Origin of the sequence: Occallatibacter gabretensis (assembly GCF_001449115.1) — a bacterium.
Classification (GTDB): Bacteria; Acidobacteriota; Terriglobia; order Terriglobales; family Acidobacteriaceae; genus Telmatobacter; species Telmatobacter gabretensis.
Genome location: NZ_LAIJ01000009.1, coordinates 1,099,553 through 1,121,373 on the forward strand (window position 1 = coordinate 1,099,553; position 21,821 = coordinate 1,121,373).

General features: G+C 57.0%; 19 protein-coding genes. 12 read left to right on the top strand and 7 right to left on the bottom strand.

The window, feature by feature from the left end; all coding sequences use genetic code 11:
• The first annotated feature begins 133 nt into the window (after nt 1–133).
• Together VO84_RS10845 and VO84_RS10850 are read left to right on the top strand one after the other, a co-directional pair.
• On the top strand, nt 134–712 hold the full coding sequence (locus VO84_RS10845) for a PadR family transcriptional regulator (RefSeq protein ID WP_197413983.1): 579 nt from the start codon (nt 134–136) through the stop codon (nt 710–712).
• A gap of 5 nt (nt 713–717) precedes the next feature.
• Complete coding sequence (locus tag VO84_RS10850; protein WP_157439827.1) at nt 718–1,743, top strand: hypothetical protein; 1,026 nt, start codon at nt 718–720, stop codon at nt 1,741–1,743.
• On the opposite strand, the gene VO84_RS10855 is transcribed toward VO84_RS10850, so the two are convergent.
• On the bottom strand, nt 1,740–2,549 hold the full coding sequence (locus VO84_RS10855) for a YqjF family protein (RefSeq protein ID WP_058187630.1): 810 nt from the start codon (nt 2,547–2,549) through the stop codon (nt 1,740–1,742). The genes VO84_RS10850 and VO84_RS10855 overlap by 4 nt on opposite strands.
• A gap of 91 nt (nt 2,550–2,640) precedes the next feature.
• On the opposite strand from VO84_RS10855, the gene VO84_RS10860 reads away from it, so the two are divergent.
• A complete protein-coding gene (locus VO84_RS10860) occupies nt 2,641–4,170 on the top strand; it encodes an FAD-dependent thymidylate synthase (RefSeq protein ID WP_058187631.1) in 1,530 nt (509 codons plus the stop codon).
• 37 nt (nt 4,171–4,207) lie between these two features.
• Here the strand turns inward: VO84_RS10860 and VO84_RS10865 are convergent, their stop codons facing one another.
• The 3 genes from VO84_RS10865 to VO84_RS10875 all read right to left on the bottom strand — a co-directional run bounded on the left by VO84_RS10865 (nt 4,208) and on the right by VO84_RS10875 (nt 7,232).
• Nucleotides 4,208–4,882: a PadR family transcriptional regulator gene (locus VO84_RS10865; protein ID WP_058187632.1), complete on the bottom strand. Its 675-nt coding sequence runs from the start codon at nt 4,880–4,882 to the stop codon at nt 4,208–4,210.
• Nucleotides 4,883–5,004: 122 nt separating this feature from the next.
• The gene (locus tag VO84_RS10870) at nt 5,005–5,727 is read right to left on the bottom strand and encodes a hypothetical protein (RefSeq protein WP_058187633.1); all 723 of its coding nucleotides are present in this window, start codon (nt 5,725–5,727) and stop codon (nt 5,005–5,007) included.
• 152 nt (nt 5,728–5,879) lie between these two features.
• Nucleotides 5,880–7,232 carry an MFS transporter gene (locus VO84_RS10875; RefSeq protein ID WP_058187634.1) on the bottom strand — a complete coding sequence of 451 codons (1,353 nt, stop codon included), beginning with the start codon at nt 7,230–7,232 and terminating at the stop codon, nt 5,880–5,882.
• 169 nt (nt 7,233–7,401) lie between these two features.
• Between VO84_RS10875 and ndk the strand changes: the two genes are divergently transcribed.
• Complete coding sequence (ndk, locus tag VO84_RS10880) at nt 7,402–7,818, top strand: nucleoside-diphosphate kinase (protein ID WP_058187635.1); 417 nt, start codon at nt 7,402–7,404, stop codon at nt 7,816–7,818.
• Between the two features lie 61 nt (nt 7,819–7,879).
• Nucleotides 7,880–8,677, top strand: coding sequence for a COG4705 family protein (locus VO84_RS10885; protein ID WP_058187636.1), 798 nt, complete (start codon nt 7,880–7,882; stop codon nt 8,675–8,677).
• A 396-nt stretch (nt 8,678–9,073) separates the two neighbouring features.
• On the opposite strand, the gene VO84_RS10890 is transcribed toward VO84_RS10885, so the two are convergent.
• Together VO84_RS10890 and VO84_RS10895 are read right to left on the bottom strand one after the other, a co-directional pair.
• Complete coding sequence (locus VO84_RS10890) at nt 9,074–9,406, bottom strand: hypothetical protein (RefSeq protein WP_058187637.1); 333 nt, start codon at nt 9,404–9,406, stop codon at nt 9,074–9,076.
• A gap of 14 nt (nt 9,407–9,420) precedes the next feature.
• A complete protein-coding gene (locus tag VO84_RS10895; RefSeq protein WP_058187638.1) occupies nt 9,421–11,013 on the bottom strand; it encodes a DHA2 family efflux MFS transporter permease subunit in 1,593 nt (530 codons plus the stop codon).
• Nucleotides 11,014–11,737: 724 nt separating this feature from the next.
• Here VO84_RS10895 and VO84_RS22820 point away from each other — a divergent pair.
• The 6 genes from VO84_RS22820 (at nt 11,738) to VO84_RS10925 (ending at nt 19,208) form a co-directional block, all read left to right on the top strand.
• A complete protein-coding gene (locus tag VO84_RS22820; RefSeq protein ID WP_197413984.1) occupies nt 11,738–11,881 on the top strand; it encodes a hypothetical protein in 144 nt (47 codons plus the stop codon).
• A 198-nt stretch (nt 11,882–12,079) separates the two neighbouring features.
• Entirely contained in the window at nt 12,080–12,751 is a 672-nt protein-coding gene (locus VO84_RS10905) for a TetR/AcrR family transcriptional regulator (protein WP_157439828.1), read from the top strand.
• 421 nt (nt 12,752–13,172) lie between these two features.
• On the top strand, nt 13,173–13,517 hold the full coding sequence (locus tag VO84_RS10910) for a hypothetical protein (protein WP_058187641.1): 345 nt from the start codon (nt 13,173–13,175) through the stop codon (nt 13,515–13,517).
• 96 nt (nt 13,518–13,613) lie between these two features.
• A complete protein-coding gene (locus VO84_RS10915; protein ID WP_058187642.1) occupies nt 13,614–14,630 on the top strand; it encodes a radical SAM protein in 1,017 nt (338 codons plus the stop codon).
• 126 nt (nt 14,631–14,756) lie between these two features.
• Nucleotides 14,757–16,916, top strand: a complete 2,160-nt coding sequence (locus tag VO84_RS10920) for a DUF2961 domain-containing protein (protein WP_058187643.1) — start codon at nt 14,757–14,759, stop codon at nt 16,914–16,916.
• 309 nt (nt 16,917–17,225) lie between these two features.
• Nucleotides 17,226–19,208 (top strand): glycosyltransferase family 39 protein, encoded by a 1,983-nt coding sequence (locus VO84_RS10925; RefSeq protein ID WP_058187644.1) that lies wholly within the window; start codon nt 17,226–17,228, stop codon nt 19,206–19,208.
• Nucleotides 19,209–19,258: 50 nt separating this feature from the next.
• Here the strand turns inward: VO84_RS10925 and VO84_RS10930 are convergent, their stop codons facing one another.
• On the bottom strand, nt 19,259–20,107 hold the full coding sequence (locus VO84_RS10930; protein WP_058187645.1) for a hypothetical protein: 849 nt from the start codon (nt 20,105–20,107) through the stop codon (nt 19,259–19,261).
• Nucleotides 20,108–20,364: 257 nt separating this feature from the next.
• Between VO84_RS10930 and VO84_RS10935 the strand changes: the two genes are divergently transcribed.
• Nucleotides 20,365–21,768, top strand: a complete 1,404-nt coding sequence (locus VO84_RS10935) for a DUF1254 domain-containing protein (protein ID WP_197413985.1) — start codon at nt 20,365–20,367, stop codon at nt 21,766–21,768.
• Nucleotides 21,769–21,821: the final 53 nt, after the last annotated feature.

A 21,821-nucleotide genomic window follows, 5' to 3' on the forward strand; every position in this document is an offset into this window, starting at 1 on the left:
GCAGACGGCATGACTACATTGGCATTTCACCTAACAATTTTCAGATCTCTTAAATAGTTATTATGATATAGTTCATTTGAACTATATGAAAAAAGAAGCAAAAATTCGGGAAATCGGAATCTGGGAAATTGCGGTGCTATCACTCCTGCGGCAGAGCCCGATGCACCCGTACCTGATGCGCCGGCTGCTGCGTGAGCGGCATACGGATGAGGTGCTGGAGCTTAAGCCGGGATCGCTCTACCACGCGATTGGACGCCTTGAGCGTGCCAACCTGATTGCGGCGGAGACGAGGGGACGCGAAGGAAAACGGCCAGAGCGGACTGTCTACCGGATTACGCCGGCAGGCGAAGAACGGTTACTGGAAATGCTGCGGCAGATCCTGGCTGTACCACGACACGAGGCAAGTGAGTTTATGGCGGCGATGAGCTTTCTGGTGCACGTGGCACCGAAGGAAGCGCGGGCGTTGCTGGAAGCGCGATGCGGCGTGCTGAAAAGAGAGATCGATGAGCGTGAATCCGCCGTGGCGTTGGTGCGCGATCGGGTGGCGAGGATTCACCTGGTGGAGAGCGAATATCTGCTGGCGGTGCAGCGGGCAGAGCTCGACTGGACGCGCGAGCTGGCAAAGCAGATTGAAACGGGCGAGCTGAATTGGGATGTCGAAGAGATTCTGCGCGAAGCTGCGCGTGAGGCCAGCGAAGGCCCGAAGGAGTAATGGGAATGGAAAACGAGAGGATGGAAGCGCAGCGGACGACATTGCGTTTCAGAGGGCCGATCTGGACACTGATGCTGTTGGCGCCGGTGATTGGGGAAGTTCTGATTGGCTCTACCCGGCTGAGTATTTTGTTTGTGTTGATTCCCGAGGTGCTGGTATGGGGCGGCGGGGCGTTATTGTGCCGGGAGCTTGCGCGGCTGTGGCAGGCAGGCTGGGTGAGCCTTGCAGTGCTGGGAGTGGCGCTGGCGGTGGCGGAAGAGTTTGTGATTCAGCAAACTTCGATTGCGCCGCTGCCGTTTCCGGGAGTGAATGCGGCGTATGGGCGCTGGGGCGGAGTGAACTGGGTTTACTTTCTCTTCATGCTGGGATATGAAGCGGTGTGGGTGGTGCTGACGCCGGTGAGCGTAACGGAGTTTCTGTTTCCAAAACGGGCTGGTGTGCCGTGGCTGCGGGTGCGTGGGGCGATTGCTTGCGGAGTCGGGCTTCTTCTGGGCAGTCGGGCGGCGTGGTATGGGTGGACGCAGGTGGCGAGACCCAGGCTGGGGGCTCCTTCGTATCATCCACCGATGGCGTTGCTGGAGGCCGGGATAGCGGCGATTGCTGTGCTGATTGGGCTGGCATGGCTAACCCGGGGGATGGGTAAAGAGAAGACGGACCGGAGGATTGCGCCGGCATGGGCGGTAGGAGGGATGGCGGCAATTGCAAGCGCGGCGTGGCTTGAGTTGCTGGGGCAGAACTTTCAGGCGCATCCGCCGTTGAGCGCGGCGCAGGCTGTAGGTTCCGAGATTGCTCTGGCGGTGGTGACGTTTGCGCTCTTCGCGGTATGGGCTGGGTCGACCAGGTGGAGCGTAAGGCACGCATGGGCGGCGTGCCTTGGGGCAATCCTGGCGATAGCGGCGGTGTCTTCCACGAGCAGAGCAGGGTATTCTACGGCGGATTTTGTCTTCAAGAATGTTGTGGATGTGCTGGCGCTTATCGGCCTTGCGTGGCTTGGCGCGCGGGTGTGGAAGCGGCAGAAGAATGCAAGCTAGGTAGACGGAACGGCGGCGGCCGCAATGCGATGCGCGCCGCGGCTGGGTTGCATGCGCTCGAGCTGCCAGATATAGAGAGCCATGCGGCGGGAGTAGTGCAGTACGGGCGGCCCGGAAGGCAGGTTTATGCCGAGGGATGCGGGCAGGTCGTTGCGCTCGATCTCGGCTTCGGCTTCTTCAAGCGGCCAGGGGACGTGGTGGATGCTGGCGCGCGCCGGCTGGCCTTCGCGGTCGCGGGTGAATAGGCAGTAACGCTCAGTGAGGAAAAATTCGAGAGAGCCGGGGCGTGTGTCGGCAAGCTTGTGGGAGGGCCCGAGGCCACGGTAGCGGGCCTTGAAGACAATGGGCTTGCCGGTGAAGCGGCGGCGGCAGTAAAAGGCGAACTCGCGCTCGGAGCGCTGCTGGTGGCGCATCTCCGCCCAGTGACAGGGAAGGCGATAGAGCAGGCGTGCGGCGGCTGCGCCGAGGAGGTTATTGGCGTCGATGGAGAGGAAATAGACGCCTGGCATGCCGTTCTGCGGGTCGCGGACGTAAGTGCGGAGGTTGATCTCAGGAAAATGGCGTGCGCCGGGAATGGAGGGCAGACCGCGCAGGCGGATGCGGTCCATCCAGAAGGGGACGACGCCGAGCCAGGCGCTGCCCTGAAAAGTGTCGATCTGCATGCCGTCTGGGATGAGCGGGGCGAGTGCGGCGGGCGGCAGAGGCCAGTGAGCGAACAGGAGATCATTGAGCCGTTGTGTCATGGCCCAGCGACCCGAAGGCAGGGGCCGGGGCTTGTTCGAAGTGCGTATCTGAAATTGACGCATGACCCGGTGCTCCACGGAACCAACGGGAGGTATTCATTCGAGAAATCCTCTGTTGATTCCTGTGAAGTATTCTGGTCCTGAGCCTACGTTTATGTCCAGTGAATCTTTGTTATCCGCGGGCGTGGTGAGTCAAGCCCAGAACCAGACCGACGTGTATGCCGTGCACGGGGCCGACCCGGAAGTGCTGGCGTATGCGATGGCGAAGTACTCGCGCTCGGCGCTTTCGATGAAAGAGTCGCTTAAAGAGATCAGCTCGCAGCGGGCCGAGCAGTTTCTGAACACCTTTTATTTTCAATACGGTCACAGGTCGATTGCGGATCTGGCACATATCGCATTTGCGATCGAGCGGCTGAGCCTGCTGGCGGCGATTGTGCTGGTGGATGAGCAGAGATGGGATGGGCAGGAGCGGTCGACGCGCTATCAGAACTTTCTGAAGTCGGGCTGGTATTTGCCTGATTTTGGCGAGGATTCCACGGCGCGGCAGCTGTATGCGGAAACGGTTGACGGACTGTTTGTTGCGTATGAGCGGACGACGACGGCGGTGCAGGATGCTTTGCGTGAGCGCGTGGAGCGGCCAGATGAGATGAAGCCAGATGCGTATGAGCGAACGCTGAAGGCTCGGGCGTTTGATGTGGCGCGATATTTGCTGCCGCTGGCTACGAATACCTCTCTCGGCCAGATTGTGAATGCGCGGACGCTGGAGACGCAGGTTTCGCGGCTGCTTTCGAGCCCCCTTGCCGAGGTGCGGGAGCTTGGGCAGAAGCTGAAGGATGCGGCTGCGGGCGCGGCGTGGAATCCGAACTCGAATGTAAGTGCGGATGAGCGCGAGGTGCGCGTGGCGCCGACACTGGTGAAATATGCTGAGGCGAGTTCGTATCAGATTGAGACGAAGAAGGAGTTGGCCGCTGCTGCGGCTTCTATTTTGAGTGGTGTGTCGATTGCGGATGCGCCGGTTGTCGACCTGGTGGAGCGGACGGAGACGCTGGAAGTGGAGCTTGCGGCTACGTTGCTTTACTCGGCGAGTCATTATCCGTACCGGCAGGTGCGGGATGTGGTTGCTGCCCTTCCGGGCTCTCGCGTTTTGGAGATCATTGAGTTAGGTCTGAAGCATCGCGGTAGGCATGATGAGGCGCTGCGGGCGTTTCACTCAGGGGCGGCTTTACGGTTTGATGTGCTGATGGACATTGGCGGTTTCCGCGATATGCACCGGCACAGGCGTGTGACGCAGATCATGCAGGATTTCACGGCGCGGCATGGGTATGATGTGCCGGAGACGGGCGACGCAGCGGGGCTGGCTGAGGCCGGCATTGTGGGTGAGTACAGGGCTGCGGTGGAGCGCGCGTTTACTGCGAGCGGACGGATTGCGGCGGGGAAGGCTCCTGAGGCTGCGCAATCAGCTAAGTATCTGTTGCCGCTGGCTACGCGAGTGCGGTGCCTCTTCAAGATGGACTTTGCTGAGGCGCAATATATTTCTGAGCTGCGGTCAGGTCCGGCGGGACACTTCAGTTATCGGCGCGTGGCGTGGGAGATGTATGTTGCGCTTGAGCGGCAGCATCCGGCACTGGCGAAGTACATTCGCGTTACGGACTTTACGCAGCCCATCGATCTGCTAAAGCGATAGGCCGCGTTTTCTGAGTTTGTGGTGAAGCGACAGGCTGTCACAGCTCGTCGATTTCTTTTGCCGCTCTGTGAACGATTTCGGAAAGCTTTTGAATCTGCTCCGATGTGACGTTGCCGCGAGCAAGGCGTGCCCAGATGGCTCCGCGCAGGTTCATGAAGGCTTTCATCATTTCGGGTGAGCGGCCGCGCTTGAACTCCTCGCCTGCTTCCTCCAGGCGCATGAACAGCTCGCCGATTCGCTGCTTGTGAGCTTCGAGGAACTCAAGTCCCTGCTGGGTGACGGAGTAGACCTTCTTGCTGCCGTCAGATGTGGCTGCTGAAATCAGGCCTTCTTCTTCCAGCATGGTGAGTGTGGGGTAAATGACTCCGGCGCTGGGTGTGTAGCCTCCTTCAAGACGCTGCTCCATGGTCTTCATGAGCTGGTAGCCGTAGCTGGGCTCTTCCGAGAGCAGTTTGAGGATGACCAGCTTGATATCGCCCGCGTCGAATAGGCGTTCGCGACCTCCCCGGCCAAAGCCGCGACGGCCAAAACGAGGGCCGTCGAAGCCGGGACCGCCGAAACCGCGTCCTCCGAAGTCATCTGAGCCGGATCCTGTGCCGAACCCAGGACCGGGTCTGCGTCCGTGACGCTCTTCGCGACCCTCCCTGCAGTGTCCATGTCCTCCAAAATGCCAATGATGTGCTTTAAATGCTTGAAACAAATCCTCTTTCATCGAGATCTCCTTTCGATATAGCTAAAGATATATCTTAAAAATGTAGTTGTCAATATGTTTTGAGATATATCTTTTATTACATGAAAAATATTATAAGCAATAAAGTCGCGGATTCGATGCGGTTATTGGGCCTGAATCGTTGTGGCTTTGTCGTTTGAGAATGTGACGGCGGTTTTCTTTCCGTTCACGTCATAGGTGACGGTGCGGTTGCCCTTGTCCTGGCTGGTGACGGTGATGTTCATGCCGAGGGCGAGGCTTGTCTGCAGCTCGTTCATGCCTGGTTTTGATTGATGTGCGGCAATGGCATCCCAGGTGTCCTTAGGCCAGTGCGAGTAGATGGTATGCGGGTCGTCATAGAAGAAGAGAATGTCGTCGAAGTATTGTTCTTGCTGGCCTTGCATGGCGCCGACAGCGACGGCATACTCGTTGGAATCGCCTGGGAGGGAGAATAGGAGCAGGGCTTGATGGTCGCCGTGCGGGACTTTATTGGAGACGGTGGCGGGGGCGACTGCTTTGATGGCTTTCTTTACGTCGAGACGCTGAGCGGGTGGGAGCAGGGCGATCTGCTTTGTGAAGTTCACGTGGCCCCCGGGGGCGGCGTAGTACGGCAGGGCATATCCGTCGCGCATCCAGACGGATTTGCCCGCGAGCTCGGCGACATCGTCAAAGTGGGCAGGGAACTCCTGGCGGTCGATGGCGATCTCATCCGCGGTGAGGTGTTCTTCGGGAGGCTTGTTGGTAGCTGTCGCATCTTTGGCGCGATTGTGGAAGACGACGGCGAGATAGATTCCGCCGAGGAGCAGGGTGATGACGATGGGGATGAGGACAGCCTTCCAGTTCTTCATAGACGCTCCGCGCGGTTACAGAGTTGAGATGACAGGTTACAGAATAGTGGTTGGCCGGTGAAGCGGAGAACAGCATACCTCAGCGGCTAAAGCCCCGGCCTACCTATTGCTGTCCATCCATGTCCAAGGACTACGTTCGTCCGCATGCTGGCCTATGGTTCAGCGATTTGGGGTTCTGTTTCCGTAGGAGCCTGAGCGCGGAGCTTTTCGGCGCTTAGCTCATCGACCTGCCGAAGACTGGGAAAGAAAGCGGCCCAGAGGCCGGCTACGCAGAGTGAGCCGATGCCGCCGATGACGGTGGCGCGGACGGCTCCCCACCACTGAGCGGTCACGCCGCTCTCGAATTCGCCGAACTCGTTAGATGCGCCGAGGAAGAGGGAATTTACGGCGGAGACGCGGCCACGCATCTCGGGGGGCGTGGCGAGCTGGAGAAGCGATCCGCGGACGATGACAGAGATCATGTCCGCCGCACCGCTTATGGCTAACGCCACAAGCGAAAGCCAGAGCGAACGCGAGAGACCGAAGATGATGGTGACGATGCCGAACACGGCGACTGCGATGAAGAGCCGGCGGCCGGCGTGGCGCTTGAGCGGGAAGCGCGCGAGGAGGAGCGATGTGATCATGGCTCCGACAGCGGGCGCGGCACGGAGCATGCCGAGGCCGCGCGGGCCGGTGTGGAGGATTTCCTGCGCGAAGATGGGCATGAGCGCAACGGCTCCGCCGAGGAGGACGACGAAGAGATCGAGAGAAAACGCGCCGAGCAGCAGCGGCATGCTGCGCACGTACTGGAAGCCGGCGAAGACGACCTTAAGTGAAGCGGCGCGGTGCTCCATGCGGCCGGGACGCACATGGAGATTGGCGATGAGGGTGATGAACCAGATCTGGGCCAGAAGAGTGAATAGATAGACGATGCCTGCGCCGGTGAACTCATGCGTGAGGCCCGGATGGTGCGGAAGCAGATGCGCGAGAGGAAGCGTGAAGAGCAATCCGCCGACGGCGGGTCCTGCGGTGTTGGCAAACTGGAAGATGGCTCCGCCCCAGGTGATGGCGTTTACCAGCTGCCCTTCCGGTACTAGATGCGGGATCAGCGCGGAGCTGGCGGGTCCGGAAAAGGCGCGGCCACTGCCGATGGTAAAGAGCACTGCGTAGATGGGCCATACGGAGTGCACGCCGGCAAGCGTAATGGCGAGAAGAGTGGCGCTGCAGAGCAGCTGCAAGCAATAGCAGATGAGAATGACTTTGCGGCGGTCGAAGCGGTCTGCGACGTGGCCAGCTGGCAGAAGGAAAACGATTGCCGGCAAGAAGAGCGCGAGGCCGGTGTAGCCGAGATCGAGTGCGCGGTGCGTCATGGCATAGACATGCCATGCGACGGCGACCGATTGCGCCTCCGCGCCGAGGATGCCTGCAACGCGCGCCAGTTGATACAGGCGGAAGTCGCGAGATGCGAAGGCTTCGAGACCACGTCTAGGAGTCCGGCTTGGGGGAAGCTGGGATTCGGAGGCCATCTGTTATTAGGGTAAGGGACGAATGACGAGGGACGAAGGACGAAAAGGCGCGACCAAGGGAACGAGGGACCAATAGAGGAAGGTACAAGGAAGAGGGACAAGGGACAAAGCTATCTGGTCTGGGCAAGTACAATGGAAACGGATTCTTACGAACGAGGAGTTTACAGCAGTGTCACAACGTACCTTCAGCATCATCAAGCCGGACGCGGTCCGCAAGGGCCATACCGGCGGAATTCTGGCCGAGATTGAAAAGGCCGGATTCAAGATTGCGGCCATCAAGAGGCAGTCCATTTCAAAGGACCAGGCCAAGGGCTTTTACCACGTGCACAGCGCGCGTCCGTTCTTTGACGGTTTGACGACCTTCATGTCGTCGGGGCCGATTGTGCTCCTGGTGCTTGAGAAGGAGAACGCGATTGCGGATCTTCGCAAGCTGATGGGCGCAACGAATCCTGCGAACGCGGAAGAGGGAACGATCCGCAAGAAGTTTGCCAGCTCAATTGAAGAGAACGCGATCCACGGCTCGGATGCCGAGGATACGGCGGCCTTTGAGATTGGCTACTGGTTTGCAGGGTACGAGCTGCTTTAAGGTTTTCTTTAGAGAACCCGTCTATTCTGGCATTGCAATGCAAGCGAGTGCAGGAGGACGGATGTCTGCAGAGACACGCAATACGGGTGCGGCTACCGAGTTCAGCAAGGTGGCCGCTGTCACCTTTACTTTCTGGATCATCAAGATTCTCTGCACCACGCTGGGTGAAGCCGGCGGCGATGCGGTCACCATGGGCGATGCCGCGCTGAAATTCAGCGGCGTGGGCTATGTATGGGGCACGGCGATCTTTGCCGTGCTCTTTCTGGTTTTGGTGGCGGCGCAGATCCTGGCGAAGAAATTTCATCCGCTGCTTTACTGGGCGACCATCATTGCGACTACTACCGTGGGTACTACACTTGCAGACCTGGCGGATCGCGATGGGGGGCTAGGCTATCTGTGGGGATCGGCGCTGTTGATGGCGCTGCTGCTTGCTTCGCTTGGCGTCTGGTACAAGGTGGCGGGCACGATCTCAGTGGGATCGGTGAGCACGCCGCGTGCGGAGTTTTTCTACTGGCTTACGATCATGTTTTCGCAAACGCTGGGCACGGCGCTGGGCGACTGGGCTTCGGATTCGATGAACCTGGGCTATTTGGGCTCAGTGTATGTCTTTGGCGGAGCGCTGGTGCTGGTGGCGGTGCTCTATTTCGTGACTAAGATTTCGCGGACCGGGCTCTTCTGGGCGGCTTTTATTCTGACGCGGCCGCTGGGCGCGGTTTCAGGTGATCTTTTCGACAAGCCGGTAGCCAAGGGCGGCTTTGCCATGAGCCGCTTTGAGCTTTCAGGTGTACTGCTGGCGCTGATTGCGATCTGCGTGCTGGTGTTTCCGCACCGGGCGGCGGCGCGGGAAGAGGCGCATTGAAAGACCTTTTCGCATTGGCGCTACCGGGTAAAGGTACAAAAGTTAAAAATTTTTACTGACGCGGCGGAAAATACGAAGGCCCTGTCTTTGTGGACCGGGCCTTTTTGACTTCAAGATGAGTGTGGCACAAATGGCGGTAATTTTACGCAAACTATTTTGAAGGAATTTCAGCACAAAAGGACAATGGACGAAGGTAATGGGTCGTGGGCCGGATTGAATCTCAGGAGGGAATTCGTCATTCCTGGTTGGCGGTGATCCGCCCGGAACTTTACCAAGGCTTCGAAGATTGCTTCCGATAGGCCGACTTTCTATTACCGATCCAATTCAGCCGCTGCCAACTTGACCCAATAGACTTCATGCTCGAATCGGCTGGCCAATTTGTGCGATTTCTGGCCGTCACAGGTTTGGCGGGCGCTCAATGACTCTGGCCGCCACGCAATCGGCGGCCACGATTGAAACATGGCGCCAATTAAGGACAGTTTTGTCTAAGGGCCAATCCATCGTCTCTATCTCTTTAATCCAATCGTAGGCGGCCCTCCTCGCTTCCTCTGGGCCGTACCTTCGTACGACTGCTATGTAGAAGGCTGCTAGCTCCCTCTCCGCTGTCATCAGGAGATCGGCAACTAATCCAGCAGGTGCTTGCTGAGTTGCAACAATTGGGTTCCTCTCTTCCTCGCACATGGGAATCTGCCTCCTGGCTGGAAATGCTTCAATCAACGCCGTCTTCATCACAGAGCGCTTCGCTAGTGCATAGCTTCTCCTTTAGGTGCTCCCTGGCCGGGTTTGTTCTTACTGAGAATGAAAGCGCATGCCACCATGTCGATCGCCATCCAACAGAGCAAGCGATAGATGTCCTGATAGGCCATCGCAGCCGCTTGCTGATTGAGCTGTTGATAAATGGCAGCTCGTGCCATGTTGTCGGGTCCCGGACCTCCGCCGGTACCACCGAAGTAAGCAGTAAGCGCGTTGACCTGGTTGATAAAGGCGGGGTTGCCGGGCTGCATAGCCTCCTGCAGGCGTGCCTGATGGACGAGAGAACGATTGGTGACGATTGCTCCAGTGATCGCGATGAAGATGCTGCCGCCTACGTTGCGAACAAAGTTGATGATCCCGGAGACCTGATTGCTCGCCTCTTTCGGAAGTCCAACATATGCCGCGGTGGTGATGGCAATGAAGGCGAAAGGAATCGCGAACATCTGAAGAATTCGCAGCCACGCGGCAAAACCAAAGGTCATGGTGAGCGTGAAGTGAGTGGATGTGTAATAGAACGCGCCGGCGAAGCAAGCGAAGCCAAACGCAGCCATATTTCTCGCCGGAAACCTGCCCGTAGCTATTCCTCCAAGAGGCATAACGACGAGCAGGGCAAGTCCTCCGCCTGCGAGTGCCTCTCCGGCACGGGTTGCCGTGTAACCCATCAGCTGTTGCAGGAACTGCGGCTCGAGTACGGTTGCAGCATTCAGGACGCCGCCAACCAGAATCATGAGAAAACAGCAGATGGCGAAGTTCTTGTACTTGAATAGCCGCAGATTCATGATGGGATTCTTAGCCCGCCACTGCCACCAGATCAGGCCAGTCATACCCGCGACGAACAGGAAGCAGGAGATGCGGATGAAAGTGGAGGCGAACCAATCGTTCTCTTCGCCTTTGTCGAGCATAATCTGCATGCCTCCCATGGCGACTGTCAGCAATCCGAGCCCAATATAGTCGAGCCTTCTGAGGTTGGCGCGATCTGCTTTGATCCAGGGCGGATCTTGGACCAGGCGGCTAACCAGGAAGAACGCAAGGATGCCGACGGGTAGATTGATATAGAAGATCCATCGCCAGGAGTAGTTGTCGGTGATCCAACCGCCGATTGTCGGCCCAAGGGATGGCGCAAGCACTGCTACAAGACCGTAAAGCGCGAAGGCCTGACCACGGTTCTTTTCTTCGAAGGAGTCGGCCATGATGGCCTGCGCCATAGGCTGGAGGCCGCCACCTCCGACGCCCTGAAGCACACGCGCAATGAGCAAGATCGGAAGCGTCGGGGCGATACCGCAAAGAAAACTTGCCGCAGTGAAGATGGTGATGCATAGCAGAAAGAAGTTTTTGCGGCCGATGACGCTGGACGCCCAGGCACCAACCGGCAGAATGATCGCGTTGGAGACCAGATAGCTGGTGAGAACCCAGGTTCCCTGATCGGTGCTGGCTCCAAGATCACCAGCAATGTGTGGAAGGGCGACATTGGCAATGGAGGTATCGAGAACCTCCATGAAGGCAGCGAGGGCAACTGTCGCCGCGATCAGCCAGGGATTGACACTAGGCTTCCATCGCCCGCTGCTCACGACTTCATCCGACATCCATTTTCCTTTCCGGCAGGGTGAGCGTCGTCAGATCATTACTCGAGCCCAATCAACCGCCGTCACCTCTGACACTCTCCGAATCGTTCCGTCCAACGCTTCTTTCGTAAAGCAGAGCATCGGTTCTTAATTTAATATACAAATTGTATCTGAAATCGTAATGTATGTGTAATAGAGATTTGCGAAAGGATCCCATGATGGCTGACACAGGTATAGACCGGATATTGGCGATCAAAGTCACATCCCCGATTCAAGGTTACGAGCGCGGTGCCGGGAGTCTTCATGAAAATGTAGGGCCCCTGGGCCGCGAGCGCACTTTAAGTGTCGGACAGGGTATGAAGAAGAAAGGAGGAGAAGAGCAAAAAGGCGCTCAGCCCGCAACAATTGCTGCTGTCGAGCAATGGATATGTTTCGTGTTAGGGGTGGCCTGTATGGCCTTCGGAATGTGGGGTATTTGTATGAGGCCTGAACAGACTGCTCTTCCCTCATACATTGCATGGCTGGGATCGCGATATGTTCCGATGCTGCAGGTGACGGCAGTCGTTTGCGTCGGCTTGGGCGTGATGCTGATACGCCGGAGTTGATTGCCTCTCTGACTGCCTTTCGATTTTCAGCGGCTTGAGGATTACTGCGATCTTCTCGCAAGGGCCGGTATGTCATCGTGATATGTTTCCCCGCTCGCCGGACGGTTCTGGTCTCCACGTGTAACGACTAAGGAGCCATCATGAAACCAAAAATGAAAGACGACCTGGAAGATATCCCCATGGCATACATATGGTATGTCGTGATCGCAATCTTAGCGATCGTGGCCATTGTGGTGGTTGTGGTCGCTCGATTGATTCAGAGGCTTGAAGGCTTACGGATCTAACGATCAGATCCATCGCAGGTTGCGTCGATTCGAGGCGTGTAACTTTCGATATTACCTTCGCGTTAGTGGCTTCGGCAGATAAGCTATCCTCGTATCAGGATGCAGAGTGTTCATTGTGTTCAGAATTATTTTGCACTTCTTGGACCTTGACACTCGCGCCATCTGCGAGCATGCTTGGCGTTTCTCATTGGAAGGTCAGTGAATCGCCGCAGCAACGATCAGGAGGAGCCAAGGATTCAAATGCCCGTGAACGGCACAAAGCCACGAAAACGACTCACCCGAGAGGAAAGCAGGGCACAGACTCGTGCCACATTGATTGCCGTAGGCCGAAGGCACTTTCTGCGTTACGGGCTTGGCGGCGCCGTGGCGGAGAAGATCGCGGAAGATGCCGGCTATTCTCGGGGCGCTCTGTATTCAAACTTCGATGGCAAGGAAGAGCTGTTCGTCGCCGTAATCCATGAGGAACAGGCGCGCCACCTGAACTTCTTTCGGTCTCTGCTGAAGGATGAGCCTTCAGGGAAGAATCGGTCGAGAAAATTACGAGACGCCATTGCCGACTTAATGACAGACCATGATTGGATCGTGCTTCGCGCTGAATTCGAGGTCGGAGCTCTTCGAAGTGAACGTATCCGGCAGAGTTTTGTTGAAGTGCATCGGCAGCAGCTTCGCGACGGAAGTGAGCTTGTCAGGGATCTCTTGCGATCTCCTGAAGTCACTTCGAAATTGAAGCCGGATGATTTCATCACGGTTATCATCAATCTCGCTCATGGTCTGGCAGTCACCCAGAGAATCCTCGGCGCAGAACTTTCTCAGAAGAGCACGCGTAGCCTGGTTCAATCGCTGTTTGATCATTTGCTATTGTCCGAATAAAGATGCTGGCCGCAAAAAATGCTTTGAACTGCCATTGCCGGGACCGGATACTAACCGATCCCTACGATCGAGTTCCCCCGCGATTTGACCCTCGAAGCGTGTGTGCTTTTCAAATGACGACTTCAGGTCAATGCGCTCATCGAGCGCGACCTGGGCAGCTCGGACCCAATAGATAACGAGATGTGCTTATCGGAAGTAGTGCCTGTCAGTTGTTTCGGGTTCAAGCGGTGCTATCTTAACTTAAACAATCTAAAGTTTTTATGTTCGCTAATCAGCATTCCGAACGGTGGCTGCAATCTGTTCCAGGCGACAAAAGACTGAGTGCAACGTCTAAGCACATCGTTACATCTAACGACACGTGTTCGAGTACCTAGTCACAATGCGGCGTCTAAAACTCTCGCATGGAGATCCATGGCAGCGTGTGGCTCAAACATCCCTCCTGCTCTTATTGGTTGTGATTGCCATCAGTCCGATCACACAGAATGTCTGGGCGGGTGACGATTTCTTTCATGGGCAGGACACCGAAACGACGCTCGTTCTTGGACTGACTCTGGCGTCGATGCTGCTCCTGCGAATGCAGCGCGGCAGAATCGATATAGACGAGACGCTTAAGCATGTCAGGGATTTTCTTTCCTCAATCTTCGGAGCCTGGCTGCTCGGGTATCTCACGGGGCTCAGCCACTATTCTTCGGAGCCAGTTGCAATTCCGCATAGCCGCGGCCGGCCAGGCAAACATACTGGATACGAGCTTCCGCTGCTTATCTGATTTCTTCCCAGGCGACTACGGGTCTTCTTGCGGGTCTTGTATAGGCCTTCCGTTTCCCTTTTTCGGCTGCGCAAAGGCGCGGCATTTAGGAAGAATATGAAAACCACAGAAGTCCTCGCAGCATGGCGAGGAATCCTCGCGGGCCGCGCTCCTTCGATCTCGATTGAGATCACGAAGGAATGCCCGCTGCGCTGCCCAGGCTGTTACGCATTCGACGACGCCCATCTTGGCGGCGGCACGACATTGCGTGAACTTTCCGACTTTAAAGGCGATGAGCTGGTGAATCGGGTTCTGGCTCTTGTCGATCGTCATAAACCGCTTCATGTGTCACTGGTCGGTGGCGATCCACTGGTTCGCTACCGCGAGGTGGAGCAGCTTCTGCCAGAGATGGAGCGTCGCGGAGTTCACACCCAGATTGTGACGAGCGCATTCCGCATCATTCCAGCGGAGTGGCAGAAGTATAAATATTTGAGCGTAGTGATCTCAGTGGACGGCCTGCCCGCTGAACACGACGTGAGGCGCAAGCCTGCGACGTATGAACGCATCCTGAAGAACATTCAGGGGGCGAAGGTCACCATCCATTGCACCGTGACGTCGCAGATTGCTGACCGGCCCGGTTACCTGGATGAATTCCTCGGCTTCTGGTCTGGTGTCCCCGAGGTGAAGAAAGTCTGGTTCAGCCTTTTCACTCCTCAGCGAGGTGCTACCGACGTAGAGATCCTGTCTGCGGATCAGCGGACCGCGGTGATGAACGATCTCTATGTTCTGAGGCGGAAGTACCCTTTCCTGGACATGCCAGAAGCTGTGATTGCGGAGATTAAACAGCCTCCGCGGAATCCTGAAGAATGTATCTTTGCCCGGACCACGGCGACATTCTCCGCAGACTTGAAGACCGCCATAAGCCCCTGCCAGTTTGGCGGAGACCCGGACTGCTCCCAGTGTGGCTGTATCGCATCGATGGGACTGGCGGCTGTCGGGCATCACCGGGTTGTGGGGCCGCTTACTGCGGGTCATATCTTCATGGGCTCAGCAAAGATCGGGGCGATGTGGAATCGATTTATGAGGAGACCAGAGCCCTTGCCGGAGCCGGCTTCACCGTTCCACATTATTTGAACTTTAGCAATGACGAGTCATGCGCGCGGCGAAGAACCGCGCGCATGATTTTTTGAACGTGAAGATCTGAATTCGTACTCCTAGTTTTATGCGGGATAGAATGGGTGCCGAAGATGAGAGGTCTCTTTGGCGAAGATTCTTTGTGCGGTGGCTTTGTGGCTTGTGGCTGCGTCGCTGATGGCGCAGGAGGCTCCTCAAATCCCCGTGGGGCCGGACAGCTACACCATGTGGGAGCGGTGGCCCTACCAGAGGATTGGCGCACGGGCTTACATGCGCAGCACCTATGACCGCAAGGGCGGCAACGAGGCGGCGGATGCGAGCCATTTCTTATACCAGTTGAGCGATGAGGAGAATGTGACGCTGGATGTTGTTGGGCCAGGCGTCCTGTACTTTGTGCGCTACAACCACTGGCACGGGAGTCCGTGGCACTACACGGTGGATGGGACGGATCATCTTGTGACGGAGACGAGTACGGCTGATCCGCTGCACCCGGCGCAGGGTGCGGTGTGGGAGCCGAAGGCGTTGTTTCCGCAGCCGCTGGCGGTGACCTGGGATACGACGAAGGGCGCGGACTTGAGCTGGGTTCCGATTGGGTTTGAGAAGACGCTGCGGATGGCGTATACGCGCACACATTATGGGACGGGGTATTACATCTACGACAAGTATGTGGGCGGTGCGCGGTTGTCGCGGCCTATCGAGAGCTTTGATTGGAAGACTGGGCCGGATTCGAAGGTGCTGGAACTGATTGCGCGGTCGGGCGAGGACAGGACTGTCAGTGTGGGACGTGAGGAGAGTGGAGTGGTGGAGGTTCCCTCGTCTGGGGCGGTGCCGGTGTGGAGTGCGAACAGGACGCGGGGGATGGTGCGATTGGTGGAGTTTTCGGTGCCTAAGGATGAGGCGTTGGCATTCTCCAACGTGGGGTTGCGGGTGACGTGGGATGGACGGAAGGATGCGTCGATTGATGCTCCGATGACGTTGTTTTATGGGGCTGGATTGTTTTACAACCGTGAAAACAAAGAGTATCTGGTGAAGGCCTTTCCCATCGTGGTGAAGTATGTGGGCGATCGCGTGGTGATGCAGTGCTTCTTTCCGATGCCGTTCTTTAAATCGGCGCGGATGGAGCTGGTGGGGAACGGGGCTGCGGCGTTCAAGGATGTGCGATGGAAGGTGAGGGTGGCTGCGTTTACGGATGCGGCAAACCAGGTGGGGTACTTTCATGCGACGCATCAGGATTTTGTGAAGCAGGTTGCGGGGCAGGACATGGTGTTGTTGGATACGAAGACTGCGGAGGGTGGAGGCGACTGGACGGGATTGTTTGTGGGGACTTCGTTTACCTTCTCCGACAATGCCGCGCTGGAGACGCTGGAGGGTGATCCGCGATTTTTCTTTGATGATGCCGAGACTCCGCAGGCGCAGGGGACGGGGACCGAGGAGTGGGGCGGCGGTGGGGATTACTGGGGCGGCCTGAATATGACGCTGCCGTTTGCGGGGCATCCGGTGGGTGCGCGAAATGCGAAGGCGGCAGTGAGCGCGGAGGACAAGGTGGAGTCGGCGTACAGGTTCTTGCTGGCGGATGCAATGCCGTTCGGGAAGAATGCGCGGATTCAACTGGAGCATGGGGGCGAGGACGAGTCGAACGAGCACTACGAGACAGTGACGTACTGGTATGGTCTGCCGGGAGCTTCGGTCGTGAAGACGGATGCGCTGCACGTGGGTGATGCTGCGAGCGAGAGGGAGCACAAGTATGTTTCGCCGGAGGCATCGGCTCCGTACTCGGTGACGTCGCGGTTTGAGCTGGGAGTGGATAAGACGCGGAGTGGCGAGGCGACCTATGCGGCGACGACCGATACGGGGCGAAAGACGAAGGGGACATCGGAGTTCACGGTGAAGATTGATCCAAGGAATTTAGGGGTGATGCTGCGGCGGAAGCTGGATTATTCATTTCCGAACCAGAAGGCGGAGGTGTGGGTGATGGATCGAGACGGGGCGTGGAAGCTGGCGGGGGTTTGGTACACGGCGGGATCGAACACGGTGGTCTACTCGAACCCGAAGGATGAACTGGGGGCGAATGAGCATCAGGTGCAGATATCGAACCGGCAGTTTCGGGATGATGAGTTTCTGATTGCGAGGGAGTTGACGGAGGGGCGGAAATCGATCCGGGTGCGTGTGAAGTTTGTGCCGGTGGAAGTGCCGCTGTTTCCGGGGCGGCCGATGGATGAGCTGGAGTGGAGTGAGATGCGATATACGGCATATTGCTTCGTGATGCCGAGGTTCAAAGAGCGTTGAAGCTTAACCGGAGGCGGCGATCATCCCGAAAATGCTCCACTGCTGCGAAGATAGCTTGCGGTAAGACGACTTATGAGGATTAATCGCTCGATGAGCGCCTGGCGATTTATTATTCGTTCAGCATAAGTATCGGTAAAGTGAAGCGCCTGTTTCGTTTCTCAATCGTGCATGACAATTCAGCCAAGGGCTTGGGAATTCGTCCGAAAAAGGTCCTTCGTGGAATTCCCTATCATGAGGCGCGAATCATTGTGCATTGCGTTTTCATCGGCTACTGCATTAAACCCGTAAATCTGTAGAGGCGGACGGTGGATGAATAGATTGAAAATGCCCGTCTGGGCGATTGCAGGCGGATTGATCCTCTTGCAGATGATCCTGGTTGCGATCATCGTTCATGGCGAGTCGCTCACCTTCGATGAGGGCGACCATATTTTTGCCGGCTACATGATGTGGCATAGCGGCGACTACGGTCTGAATCCCGAGCATCCGCCGCTGGTGAAACTGTTGGCGACACTGCCCCTGCTGCAGGAGAAGCTTTGGGCGCCTCCGCTGCAAGGGCGAATGTTCAAGGCAGAGGCGTACCGGGATGGCCGTGATTTTATGGAGCGTAATGATGGCCCAAGTCATAGCCTGCTCTTCCGCATGCGCCTGGCAGCGGGTGTCTTTGCCGTGGGCCTCTCGGTATTTGTATTTCTGACTGGAAGCGAGTTCTTTGGCGGGTCCGCTGGTTTGCTGGCTTTGCTATTGGTGGTCTTCGAGCCGAATGTGTTGGCCAACAGTGCCCTGGTCACGACCGATATGGGCGTCACTTGCTTCTTTCTGGCCACAATTTATTGCTTCTACCGTTACGCAAGGCAGCCATCTGTGATTCGTCTATTGCTGACCGGCTTAGCCGCCGGACTCGCGCTGTCGGCGAAGCACAGCGGGATTTTGCTGGCTCCGATGCTGCTGGGATTGGCGCTGGTAGAGATCTCCTGTGCCGAGCGGGGACGGCGCAAGCGGATGGCTGGAACACTGTTTGGCGGATTTGCAGCCATCGCGGTCCTGGCGGTTACGGTGCTCTGGGCTTTCTACGGTTTTCGCTATGCAGCCAGACCGGCAGGGCTGGTTATGAACCCGACGCTGAGCGAATACGCTGCACCTCTCACGGGGATGAACAGTTGGGTGATAGGACATCTGGCCAACTGGCGGTTGCTGCCGGAATCCTACCTGATGGGGATGACTGACATCCACTATGCAGCGCAGCAGTATCCCATCTTCCTTCTTGGACACGATTATGCTCATGGCGTGTGGTGGTACTTTCCCGTCGCGCTGTCCATCAAGACCACTCTGGGTTTGATTGGCCTGGTGGTTCTGGCAGGTATTGCGCTGATCAGCAGGCGGCTCAGGCAGAGAAGAGAATTGGCGTACCTGGTTGTGTCTGGTGCTATCTATCTGATTGTGGCGATCCTCAGCGGTATGAACATCGGCACTCGTCATGTTCTGTTCTTGTATCCACTGGCTGCGTTGCTTGCAGCAGCGGGTCTGACAGCGCTCGCGCAGCATAGCCGACGCTGGATCTGGATTGGTGGAGGATTGGTGGCGTGTCATGTTGTCTCTGCCCTGGTTGTGTTTCCGGCAGAGATGGCGTATGGCAACGAAGCCTGGGGTGGAACGGCGAACACGCATAAATACCTGAGCGACTCCAGCGTGGATTGGGCGCAGCAACTGCCGCATATCAAGCAATGGGTAGATGCTCATCCTGGCGAGGAGTGCTGGTTGGCCTATTCCGCTTATCCTGAACTTCGTCCGCAAGCCTACGGCATTCCCTGTCACCCGCTCCCCACGGCCCATACCGGATGGGAGAGCCTGCCGGTCGACGTGCCAGAAACCATCCATGGCAACATCCTGTTAAGCGCAGACGATCTGGAAGCCTGCGATTGGCCCAGCGACCAGTTGAATGTCTTCGAGCGATTTCGGTGGATGCCGATGGCGGAGCAGATCGATCACAGTGTATTTGTGTATCGTGGCGATTTCGATGTGCATGAAGCGGCGGCGTTGGGAGCAGTCCAAAAGTCGGGAATCATGCTGACGGAGAATAAACCCGCAGAGGCTTTGGTTGCGGCAAAGAAAGCTGTTGCTTGGCAGCCGGAGAATTTGCTGGCGCTGACGGCCCTGGGAGACGCCCAGACGGCATCGGGCGACAAAAACAGTGCGCGAGCCGCTTATGAATTGGCGCTGGCGGCGGCGCACCGATTGGAAGCCGACGCCCAGCCGCTGTATGTGCCGGATTTAGAGCAGAAGCTGCATCCATAACATCGGTTCCTTGAATCCAGCGTCTTTTGAGTTTGCTGTAGAAGCTGTCTCTACGGTTTCTGGTCGGTTTTTTCTGATTGGGGCTGCTTGGGGCCAAAGAGAAACTGGATTCCGGCGTAGGCGATCCAGTTGGGCTGGCTGTTGGTGCGCGTGACGGTTTGAAGCGAGCGGCCGCCCATGAAGAGTAGCCGGATGTGGTCCTCTTTATCCAGACTGTAGCGGCCACCGATGTCGCCGGTGAATGAGCGTTGCTTGGGCGCGCCGTTGATGCGGTTGGCATCCTGCAGATCGTAGACTTCGCCGTAAAGCTCGAAGTGGCTGTTGAATTCGCGGCCGATGATGAGCCCACGTCCCCAGCGATCCGGTATGTGCCGATTGCCGAACCAACGGCCTACTTCGCCGTTGAAGCTGATCGGTCCGGCCCTGGCTGTGAACTCGACCGGCAGGTAATACTGTGGCCCGGTCTCTACGATGCCGCGGCGCACGGCGCTGGTTGGGTTATTGATGGAGACCTGCGGATAGGTGCCGAGCGAGAACAGCATGTTTTCGTCGCTCTCCGGTTCGCCTTTTGTGTGGTACTCGTAGGGGCGCCACTTGATGCCGAGCAGGGACTCGCCGAGGCCTGCGCGCGTGGTGTTGTTCTGGTCCGTTGCGGCGGCCAGGGGTAGCTCGTACTTGAGCTGGATGCGGTCTCCCCAGCCATAGTTCATGTCGATGTCCGGCAACTGGTAATAAGACTGGCCGGGATTGTGCTGCCCAAGCCAGCCGAGGTTGATCTCCCACTGCTTATTGCCGGGCGTGCCGGGGTCATCCGTGATGAATGGTGGTCCGCCCTGCGCTCGGGCGAGGGCTGCGGCTAAGAGAATGATGACGGTAAAAAAACGAAAAAAAGTTTGCATGACAGAGGGTGCGGTTCTGTAGAAAAGTAGCTCTTTGAATTAGACGGTACCATTCTTAACTTAAGAGAATCTGAAGCCGGCTTTCGTAACGGCTCAGTGCGAATCCATCGATTCAATCCGACAAACCCGACTAGTAGTTCTCACAGTAGACGACAAACCACCCGCTGCTCTATCTATGAGTACGTCGGCCCGTTGTCGCTCATCGAGCCGAAGACTGTGTTTTGCAGAGAGGCAGAGGTGTTCCGATGAAGCGGCAAATGCTTTCTGTGCTTTTTGTCTCAGTGATGCTGAGTTTCGGATGCAAACAGCCATCGGAATCATCCCAAAACACAGGCAGCCAGGCTCTCTCCGCCTCAGACGCGCGCTCGATTGCTAAGGATGCATACATTTATGGCGTTCCAATGGTCGCTCAGTACAAGACCATGTATGCGTTCTCGATTGACAAGAGTAATCCGCAGTATCAGGGCCCGTTCGACTCCATTCTGAATATTGCGCGGGTTTTCACCCCGGCTGATACAGCTTTTGTCACTCCAAACTCCGACACGCCTTATTCGTTCGCAGGCCTGGATCTACGGGCAGAGCCGGCGGTTATCACAATTCCAAAGATGGAGAAGAACCGCTACTTCGTCTTTCAGTTGATGGATCTTTACACCTTTAACTTTGCTTACATTGGCAGCCGCTCAACAGGCAATGATGGTGGTGTCTACCTCATTGCAGGGCCGGGCTGGAATGGCGATGCTCCCAAGGGCATTTCAAAGATGTTTCATGCGGAGACACAGTTTGTCAGCGTGGTTGGACGAACACAGTTGTTTAACCCTGCCGATCTGCCGAACGTGAAGAGGATTCAGGCAGGATACAAAGTTCAACCGCTGCATGAATTTCTCCGCACTGACGCACCTCCTGCTGCCCCGGCGCCCGACTGGCCGAAGCCAATCTCAGCGGCAGAGCAGACATCGCCGGCTTTCTTCAATCAGATGGCTTTCCTGCTGCAATTCGCCGAGCCGCCGCATGCGAGCGAAGTGGACCTGCGCAATCAGTTTGCAAAGATCGGGATTGTTCCTGGTAAGCCCTTTGATCCTTCGTCGCTCTCGCCCGATGTGCAGGCTGCACTTAAGGCTGGTATCGATGGCGGGCAAAAAGCGATCGACGGGAAGCGCGCCTCCATGGGCGGCAAGACCGACACGCTGTTCGGGGCACGCGAGTATCTGAAGAACGACTACCTTGCGCGCGCTACAGGCACGCAGATGGGCATCGGCGCCAATTCACGCGACGAGGCTCTTTATCCGATTCTCGACAAAGACTCCGATGGACAGGTTCTGGATGGCAGCAAGCATAACTACACACTGCATTTTGCCAAAGGACAGATGCCGCCGGTGAACGCCTTCTGGTCGTTGACGATGTATAACCTGCCGAGTCAGTTGCTGGTGAAGAATCCCCTGAACCGGTACCTGATCAATTCGCCGATGCTGCCTCAACTGAAGACCGATGCCGATGGCGGCCTGACGATCTACATCCAGGCAGACACACCCGGCAAGGATAAGGAGCCGAATTGGCTGCCCGCCCCCAAAGCGCTGTTCATGTTGACCATGCGTTACTACTGGCCAAAACCGGAACTGCTGAATGACGAGTGGAAGTCTCCGCCAGTGCAAAGAGTGAATTAACGCGGATTGAGACACGTGCACGCGATGAACGCATGAGTCTCGAGGAGGACGTT

Bases quoted from the DNA above. Each gene is read 5' to 3' on its own strand.
- VO84_RS10860 (WP_058187631.1), top strand. From the start codon at position 2,641: ATGTCCAGTGAATCTTTGTTATCCGCGGGCGTGGTGAGTCAAGCCCAG.
- VO84_RS22820 (WP_197413984.1), top strand. From the start codon at position 11,738: ATGAAACCAAAAATGAAAGACGACCTGGAAGATATCCCCATGGCATAC.
- VO84_RS10935 (WP_197413985.1), top strand. From the start codon at position 20,365: ATGCTTTCTGTGCTTTTTGTCTCAGTGATGCTGAGTTTCGGATGCAAA.
- VO84_RS10895 (WP_058187638.1), bottom strand. From the start codon at position 11,013: ATGTCGGATGAAGTCGTGAGCAGCGGGCGATGGAAGCCTAGTGTCAAT.
- VO84_RS10925 (WP_058187644.1), top strand. From the start codon at position 17,226: ATGAATAGATTGAAAATGCCCGTCTGGGCGATTGCAGGCGGATTGATC.
- VO84_RS10865 (WP_058187632.1), bottom strand. From the start codon at position 4,882: ATGAAAGAGGATTTGTTTCAAGCATTTAAAGCACATCATTGGCATTTT.
- VO84_RS10855 (WP_058187630.1), bottom strand. From the start codon at position 2,549: ATGCGTCAATTTCAGATACGCACTTCGAACAAGCCCCGGCCCCTGCCT.
- VO84_RS10930 (WP_058187645.1), bottom strand. From the start codon at position 20,107: ATGCAAACTTTTTTTCGTTTTTTTACCGTCATCATTCTCTTAGCCGCA.
- VO84_RS10885 (WP_058187636.1), top strand. From the start codon at position 7,880: ATGTCTGCAGAGACACGCAATACGGGTGCGGCTACCGAGTTCAGCAAG.
- VO84_RS10850 (WP_157439827.1), top strand. From the start codon at position 718: ATGGAAAACGAGAGGATGGAAGCGCAGCGGACGACATTGCGTTTCAGA.
- VO84_RS10870 (WP_058187633.1), bottom strand. From the start codon at position 5,727: ATGAAGAACTGGAAGGCTGTCCTCATCCCCATCGTCATCACCCTGCTC.
- VO84_RS10890 (WP_058187637.1), bottom strand. From the start codon at position 9,406: ATGAAGACGGCGTTGATTGAAGCATTTCCAGCCAGGAGGCAGATTCCC.
- VO84_RS10915 (WP_058187642.1), top strand. From the start codon at position 13,614: ATGAAAACCACAGAAGTCCTCGCAGCATGGCGAGGAATCCTCGCGGGC.
- VO84_RS10875 (WP_058187634.1), bottom strand. From the start codon at position 7,232: ATGGCCTCCGAATCCCAGCTTCCCCCAAGCCGGACTCCTAGACGTGGT.